The 8,002-nt window shown below is 39.4% G+C and carries 9 protein-coding genes; 4 read left to right on the plus strand and 5 right to left on the minus strand.

The window, feature by feature from the left end; translation table 11 throughout:
- Positions 1–107 precede the first annotated feature (107 nt).
- Both map and ACUVXA_RS12885 read left to right on the plus strand, forming a co-directional pair.
- A complete protein-coding gene (gene map / locus ACUVXA_RS12880; RefSeq protein ID WP_445871677.1) occupies positions 108–1,061 on the plus strand; it encodes a type II methionyl aminopeptidase in 954 nt (317 codons plus the stop codon).
- Positions 1,062–1,148: 87 nt separating this feature from the next.
- Positions 1,149–2,477: an MBL fold metallo-hydrolase RNA specificity domain-containing protein gene (locus tag ACUVXA_RS12885; RefSeq protein WP_445871678.1), complete on the plus strand. Its 1,329-nt coding sequence runs from the start codon at positions 1,149–1,151 to the stop codon at positions 2,475–2,477.
- Between the two features lie 9 nt (positions 2,478–2,486).
- Here ACUVXA_RS12885 and glyS read toward each other — a convergent pair whose 3' ends face one another.
- The 3 genes from glyS to ACUVXA_RS12900 form a co-directional block, all read right to left on the minus strand.
- Positions 2,487–4,022, minus strand: coding sequence for a glycine--tRNA ligase (glyS, locus tag ACUVXA_RS12890; protein WP_445871679.1), 1,536 nt, complete (start codon positions 4,020–4,022; stop codon positions 2,487–2,489).
- A gap of 127 nt (positions 4,023–4,149) precedes the next feature.
- Positions 4,150–4,293 (minus strand): DNA-directed RNA polymerase subunit P, encoded by a 144-nt coding sequence (locus tag ACUVXA_RS12895; RefSeq protein ID WP_445871680.1) that lies wholly within the window; start codon positions 4,291–4,293, stop codon positions 4,150–4,152.
- 75 nt (positions 4,294–4,368) lie between these two features.
- Positions 4,369–5,967 (minus strand): B12-binding domain-containing radical SAM protein, encoded by a 1,599-nt coding sequence (locus tag ACUVXA_RS12900; protein ID WP_445871681.1) that lies wholly within the window; start codon positions 5,965–5,967, stop codon positions 4,369–4,371.
- Between the two features lie 126 nt (positions 5,968–6,093).
- Here ACUVXA_RS12900 and ACUVXA_RS12905 point away from each other — a divergent pair, with 126 nt between their 5' ends.
- Positions 6,094–6,405: a translation initiation factor gene (locus tag ACUVXA_RS12905; RefSeq protein WP_445871685.1), complete on the plus strand. Its 312-nt coding sequence runs from the start codon at positions 6,094–6,096 to the stop codon at positions 6,403–6,405.
- Positions 6,406–6,469: 64 nt separating this feature from the next.
- On the plus strand, positions 6,470–6,682 hold the full coding sequence (locus ACUVXA_RS12910; RefSeq protein ID WP_445871682.1) for a hypothetical protein: 213 nt from the start codon (positions 6,470–6,472) through the stop codon (positions 6,680–6,682).
- Positions 6,683–7,353: 671 nt separating this feature from the next.
- On the opposite strand, the gene ACUVXA_RS12915 is transcribed toward ACUVXA_RS12910, so the two are convergent.
- On the minus strand, positions 7,354–7,584 hold the full coding sequence (locus tag ACUVXA_RS12915; protein WP_445871683.1) for a hypothetical protein: 231 nt from the start codon (positions 7,582–7,584) through the stop codon (positions 7,354–7,356).
- Positions 7,538–7,798 (minus strand): ArsR family transcriptional regulator, encoded by a 261-nt coding sequence (locus ACUVXA_RS12920; protein ID WP_445871684.1) that lies wholly within the window; start codon positions 7,796–7,798, stop codon positions 7,538–7,540. The genes ACUVXA_RS12915 and ACUVXA_RS12920 overlap by 47 nt, the downstream gene beginning before the upstream one ends.
- Positions 7,799–8,002: the final 204 nt, after the last annotated feature.

An 8,002-nucleotide genomic window follows, 5' to 3' on the forward strand; every position in this document is an offset into this window, starting at 1 on the left:
ATACAGATAATGATAACATAGGAGAAAAAGTTAACCGATAAAAAGACAGCACCAATAATTTCTATTCTCAAGTTATAGACCTAATTACCTAATTAGGAGGAAACATTTTGAGCGATAATAAATTAAAAGAAAAGATTTCAGAAAAACAGGAACAGGCAACAGCAGAAGAAGAGGAAGATAAGTTTGAAAAGTATCGAAAAGCGGGTAAAGCTGCAAAAAAGGTAAAGGATTTTGCAAGAACGTTCGTAAAGCCCGGAACTCCTATAATAGATGTTTGTGAAAAGATTGAGGGTGAATTGCTCAGTAAAGGTGTTGACTTATCTTTTCCCTGTAATGTTTCCATTAATAATGTAGCTGCTCACTATTCATCGCCCCCAGATGATAAAAACGTTATAGATGAACATGATATAGTAAAGATTGATTTTGGAACACATGTTGACGGGTATATAGCCGACACTGCTTTTACGGTAAGTTTCGGTTCTGAGCATAATAAATTAATTGAAGCCTCTGAAAAAGCTCTGGAAATTGCCATAGAAATGATTAAGCCAGGAGTGGAAACAAGTATAATAGGAAATAAAATTGAAGAAACAATAAAAGGATACGGTTTTAGACCTATAAAGGATCTTTCGGGTCATTTACTCGACCAGTATGTTCTTCACAGCTCAAAGATTATTCCCAATATTTCAATACCTCACGGTACAAAAATTGAAGAAGGAGAAGTGTATGCCCTTGAAACTTTCGCTACCACGGGTTCTGGAACCGTAACCGAGGCCCCCCATGCTTACATATTCAGTTTAATGCCTCTTAGAATACCTTTAAGATTTAAAGGTTCACGTATGGTGCTAAATTTGGTTCAAAAAGAATTTAAGACACTACCCTTCGCGGAAAGATGGTTAGCAAAAAAAGTTTCTAAGGCAGGACTCAAACTTGCCATAAAGGAGTTAACCGAGAAAGGATTATTCCGTGCCTATAATGTTTTGTCTGATAGGAAAGGAAGTTTCGTATCGCAGGCAGAACATACTCTAATTGTTATTGAGGATGGCTGTGAGGTAATTACATAATAATCCAAAAAATAGTTAAAAGAAATAATTTTCATATATTAAGAACCGCGGTTAAATATCTAAACTAAAAAACTGGTGAAATTACCATTGACACGTATTGAATTGTCTTTCCTTGGAGGTTCAAGAGAAGTAGGTCGGTCATGTATTTCAATCAAAAAAAAGGACAAGCTCATTTTACTTGATGCAGGAATAAGTTTAGGGAGAGTAAAAGGAGAAGAGTATCCGTTAGAACCCTCGAATCCTCCTAATGCTGTTTTTGTTACTCATGCACACTTAGATCATTCAGGATACCTTCCAGCAATTATCTCTAAATACGGATGCCCAGAATTCTCCACTTCTCCAACCCAAGATTTGGCTGAACTTTTACATACTGATTTTTTAAAATTACAGAAAGATTGGAATATTGAACCACCGTACACCTCTGAGGAAGTCATGGCTGTGCGAAGTCATGCTGAGGATATAAACTATATGGTGGAAATAACCATTCGAGGAGGAATTAAGGCTATGCTTTTACCATCGGGCCATATTTTGGGTGCAGCCATGATTCGTCTAGAGGTAGATAATCATATCATTCTTTATACTGGAGATTTATCTACCAGAAACACCAGAACTCAAGATATGGCGGAAACCTCAGTGGGCAAGGTTGACACATTAATAATTGAATCCACCTATGCAGCCCAAAATGATCGCCATCCTAGTTTTCAGAAAGTTGAAAGGAGTTTAATAGATTCAATCAATAAAGCCCTCGATCGTGGAGGAAGAGTTTTAGTACCTGTTTTTGCGGTGGGAAGAGCTCAAGAAGTAATGTTATCCCTAGAAGCCTATATCCGAAGCGGTGCATTAAAACAAGTTCCAATATATATTGATGGAATGATTAAAAAAGTAAATGAGGTTTATCGATTATACTGGTCATATCTTCGCCCAACTATTAGAAGACAGATAAGATACACTAGGCAGAGCCCTCTAGAATCTGACATTTTTGTCGAGGTAAACCAAAAGAGAAGTGTCAATATTGATGAACCTTGCATTATTGTCAGTACTTCAGGAATGCTTGAAGGAGGCCCAGTAATTGGTTATATAAAAAAAATAGCTGGAGATCCAAAGAGCCTTATTTGTCTTACAGGTTACCAAGTACCAGGCACAAGAGGACGAAGACTTCAAGACGGAGAAAGAGAAATTAAAATCGCTCCAAAAGAGGAATCAATTAAAGTGAATTCCGAGGTTAAAAGCTTTGAATTTAGTGCTCACGCCGACCAATCAGGACTTTTTAGATTCATATCAAAGATTAAAGAACTAGAGAGAGTATATTGCGTCCACGGGGAAGAATGGAAAACAGTAGAGTTTGCTGAGCGAATTGAAAAATTAAAAAAGGTGGATTCCTATTCTCCAATCAATGGAGAAACTTATTTGATTTAATAATAATATTCACAATAACTTTTCGAAGTTTATAATGCCAGAAACTAGTTTAGATAGAATTTCGATTAAATCATTTTTATTAATAACCGCTTGTTCTCTGGAATCTCTATCCCTTATTGTCACGGTACTAGCCTCTGCCGTTTTATAATCCACGGTAACACAGAATGGAATACCTATTTCATCCGCCCTAGCATATCTTTTACCCACAGACCCCCGGTCATCGTAGTCCACCTCTAATCCATTTTCCTTCAGGGTTTCATAGGTCTTAAACGCTATTTCCATTAGAGGCTCCCTTCGGACAAGCGGCAATATAAGGGCGGTTATCGGCGCAATTTTTGGGGGAAATTGGAACCAGCTCCAACCTCTCCCATCATCCTCACGATAACAATGTTCCAATATACAATAAATTGCCCTCTCAACCCCAAATGAAGGTTCCACGACCTCGGGAATAACTTTCTCACCATCAACGCTTATGGACAAATCCTTACCGCTCTTTTTCATATGATTGGATAAGTCATAATTTGTCCGATAAGCGTTCCCAATAATTTCCTTCCTTCCAATACTTAGTTCAACCTCAAGATCAAAATTACCCCCAGAATAGAAGGGAGTTTCCTCTGGCATCATATGGCGAAAATGAAATTTATCATAGGGAATACCCAAACTCTGATAAAATATTGTCTCCTTCGCAAGATAATACGCCATATACGGGTTGGGAAGAATTTTACTTACTACAGACTCCTTGGCTGTAGTTTCCAAGGGTTCAGTTTCACCCTTCTTTTGCTGCTCTCGGGTCAAAATCCTAATTTTAATATCCTTCACCTTGTCAAAACTCGGATGGTTACCAATCTCATTAGGGTGAATAAACATTTCAATCTCCATCTGAGTAAACTCACGCACCCGAATCAAACCTTGCCTAGGCGAAATCTCATTCCGGTAAGATTTACCAATCTGAGCAATACCAAAAGGAAGCTTCGCCCTCATAGATTGTTGAACCCGCTTAAAATCAAGAAAAATATCCTGAGCCGTCTCCGGCCTTAAAAAAGCAGTTTGCCCATCCGCAGGACCCACCTGCACCTCCAACATCAGATTAAAAAATGTAACCTCAGATAAACCACCCCCACAATCCGGACAACCCAAATTATTCTCCCTAATAATTCTATTAAGCTGTTCCAGAGTCATCCCCTCCACGTACATATCAAGACTATCCTCAATCAAATGATCCGCACGCATCCACTTCTTACACTTCAAACAGGAAACTGTGGGATCAGTAAAAGAATCCAAATGTCCAGAAGCCTTTAAAGCCTCGTAAGGAAGAATAGTCGAACCATCCAACTCATACACTGGAGGATTGGTCTCCCTCAAAACAAAAAACTCGCGCCAAGCCTGAATCAAATTATTCTTCATCTTAGCACCCAACGGTCCTAGGTCATAAATGCCAGCTATTCCACCATATATTTCAGCACTAGGAAACACGAAACCTCTATGATTCGCCAGAGTCCAAATCTTTTCAAACAAACTCTTCTCTTCCTTACCTTTACCAGACATAGTAACCATCACTTACAAGCTATAAGTAGCATCTGCTCAACTAGATTCCTAAAATAAATATAAAATTACCTAAAATAACTTTCCCCACATAAAAATAGAAAATCCATCAATGATACGAATAAAGGTTTCACCTAGCCTTCACACGCTTAATAACAGGGGGACGAGCCTTATACAAAACCCGATAACCACACTGAGGACACTTAATACCACCTAGAAGATCCAAACCCTCAACAGTAACCTCGTGTCCGCATTTCCCACATATATATACCATTTTCAATTCACTTCCTATAGTGTTCCATTTCTTGAGTAGGATTTAATATTTAATAAATATTTCTCGCACAAGTTTTTATACGAGGACGGCTTCTACCAACTTTTCACTTTTTATTTTACTGATTTTAACTTTTACTGACTCGTTTTGGGATGCAGTTTCCGCCCTTAGGAGTATGGTGGGGCCTTCCTCTAGAGGGTAAGCTATGTACTCTCCGGGTTTTATTTTCTCGGCTACTGCTGCTTCAACCGTTTTTCCTATCATTGATTTCTTTATTTCCAGGTTAATCTGCTTCGCCTTGTCAAGTATCATTTTGCTGAATTTGTTTTTAGTTGCGGGAGGAGGAGTTTTGAAGTCTCCAAATGCAGACATAGGAAGGGGTTTGAACCTGTAAATTGTTATTTTTTCGGCTCCAAGCTTTGCCATCTTATCCATTATTTCCACTGTTTCTTTGGCGGTATCCATGGTTTGTCCGGGTAATCCGTGGATGAAGTAAACGTAAGGTCTTAATCCATAGGTCACAGCAAGTTTCACAGCCATTAAACTCTCATTGGGAGTAGAGGGCCTTCCAACATTCCTTGAGTGCTGCTCCGAACCGGTTTCGCAGCCTATGTGAACAGTGGTTTTCGGTAAATAATTGCTTATGATTTGCGCCGCTTCCTCGGTGAAGAGACAGGGCTTTACATTTTCAATCGACACGTAGGTTCTTACCTCTATTTTATACTGGAGTTTTTTGATTTCGTACAATAATGATTCAATCTCAGCATAGTTTGGTTCTGGAAGACAAGGATCGGTTAAGGGGTGGGGACTCACCAATTTTTCTCTCTGAAAATCAAGGAAGTCGCTGGCACCCAGCACGATTCGGTTAACCCCAATCTTTAACAGTCTGTCTATTTCTCTCAGTATGCTCTCTTCACTCCTACTTCTCGGTGGTCCAAACAAGCTGGGCACCGAGCAGAAACCACACCCCGGTAAAATCCCCTCCGGACAATAATACCTCTCCGTCAAATTATCAACAGCACACAAACCACACTGGTTACACTTTCTCCCATCAGGTAGAGTCAACAGCGTTCGACGATAATTAGAGCACCCCCTAACACACGTCACATAAACACGTGAAACTCGAAAATAAGGATAATCAACAACCCTATCAACAGAAGGCTCAAACCAAAACACAAAAGCAGGAGGCCTAAGAGGCGTAACCTCCACCCCATCTTCAGCCCGAAAAGCTAATCCCCTAATACTCCGCAGCTCATCCACTGCTGGCATTTTACCCTCATTCAATGCGGTTCCAAGCAATTCTTTTAATGTTTCCTCACATTCCGAAATAACCAACAAGTCAAAACCTGTCTTCCTTAACAAAAAATACGGATCAGCAGCAGCCGGACCCCCAGCAATCGAAACCCTATCCCCGTTCACCCTCCTCCATAAATCCACAATCTTTCTCATAGAGGGAATATCCACAGTCATACCACTACACATCAAAACATCAAAATCAGACAAAAAAGCAGAATCCCTGAAAACCTGCTCAGAAGTAGAAATTCTACACTCAAAACCTAACTGTTCCAGCACACCAGCAACCGTACGCGGACCAGAACCAATAACATCCCTAGTAAACCTTTTAAAACCTCTTTCCGAAGCCAAAGCATCCACAATAACAAAACTAGCTCCACTCATACCGCTTAAACTCACAAAAATTTATATGCCTTCAATTTTAAAAGACATAAATTTAAATAATTCTATTGTATCTTAAAAAATGGCAAAAGTACTTTTAAAAATGGCAAAAAATTGGAATGGTGTGTAATGGCACAACAAATATGTTCGATATGTGGACTACCAAAAGACCTATGCGTCTGCCAAGAAATAGTAAAAGAAGAACAAAGAATCAAAGTAAGAGTAGAGAAACGCAAATTCGGAAAAGAGATGACTATTATTGAGGGCATCGATAGCAAGGATGTGGACATCGGCAAGCTTTCGACGAAGTTGAAGACCTCCCTTGCTTGTGGCGGTACTGCGAAGGATAACCATATTGAGCTTCAGGGCGATCATCGTTACCGCACCAAAGAACTTTTAATTGGTTGGGGTTACCCTGAGCAGAATATCGATGTGTCGTAGCCTTTTTCCCACATTTTTTCAATGTCTAGTAGTAGGTCTACTTGGTGTTTCGGCGTGAAAGAGATTGGAGAGAATTAGAGATGTATTCAGGAGTCTGACCCGGCGTCCTATTGGTAAGAGGGGTGTTTTGGTTTGTCCGAGGTGTGGTAGTAAAAAAATTAAGTTAGCAGACTCTATTTCTGGTTTTATTACTCCTCATCTTTATTTTTGTCCGAAGTGTTATTATCAGGGTTATTTCGTTGTGGAGATTGACAAGGAAGAAGATTCTAGGAAGTAAAAGTTTTAGGGCTTGCTTTACCTTTTCAACTATTCTGTTATCTGGTTTATGTTGTGTTTTGTTTGCTGTTTTTTATTTTTTCTTGAGTGTCTCTAGTAGGTTTTTTGCTTGGTTTTGGTTCATTTCGAGTAGTTCTGCTAGGTTGATTCTTGTTTTTTCAAATTTTTTGTTGTTGTTTTTAGGACTTCTGTATCGTTTTCTGAGAAGTATAGGTTGAGTATGGTTTTTTCTCCGGCTTTTTTGATTAGGGTTTTCCAAGTTTTGGTGTAGCTGAATTGGTCGTAGAGGCTTTCTGGGGTTTCATGTTTGTAGTGTTTTATTATTTGTTTTTGGATGTGTTGTGTTAGTCCTTCTCTGACCCATCTTTTATACTGGGTTTCATACAGGTTGAGGAGTGTAATAGTTCGTGTAGTATGGTGTAGTAATCTTTAGTGTATTTTTCTTTTTTAATGATGAGTTTTTCCTTGTGTATGGTTAGTGCGTTTGTTATGTCTGCTAGTTTTTCTGCGATGTGAGTTGGGTATCCGATTTTTTGGTAGTAGTCTTGGAAATAGGATAGGCCTGCTGCTCGGATTTGGTAGTTATGGTGTTTAGATGTTTTGATTGTTATTCCTTTTTATTTTAAGATGGTTTGTATTTGGTTGAGGCAAGTTTTTGCTGTTTGGTTTACGCTAGGGTCGCTCCAGTTTTTCACCTAGTTCCATCGCTAACTCTGCTATTTCGTTTCCGAATCTTTCTTTTAACTGGTGGGGATACCAGTTGAGCAGTTTTTCTAGTGTTTTTTGAGCGTTTTCTAAGTGTGATTGTTTTTCTGTTTCTAGTGATTCTTCGATTTCACTTATCTTTAGTATGATATCATTGTAGATGAGTTCTTCTAAGAATTGGATTAGTTTTTCCCTCACCTCGGAGTCGGTGTTGATGTTGAATCTTATTTCGCCAACGATGTTGCTTTTTTCTTAGTCTTGCTTTTACAAGGCTTTTCAGGTGCTGGTGAATCGTGGTGGTGTGAAGCTCGGTGATTTTTGACAGTTTCGCCATGGTCAGGCTATCTCGGTGCCCCACCAGAGCTCTTAATAACTTTAGCCTCCCCTCGGCAGAAAGATTCTTTTCAACCAAAGAAATCTCCATATGATGCCCCAAATAATTACATAACCTTGGCGAGAAAGCCCCCGACTTCTAGTCGCGGGGATGAATCGCAAAAAAGCTTATTTAAAAGTAGGGTATATAAATAGTTCTTGGTAGCTGAGGAGTTTGGCTTGGGCTTAAAGGGGCTAAACAAGACGCAGCCCCCATGAGGGTGCCAACATAGACGCCGTTCCC

The organism is Candidatus Jordarchaeum sp. (assembly GCF_052745115.1).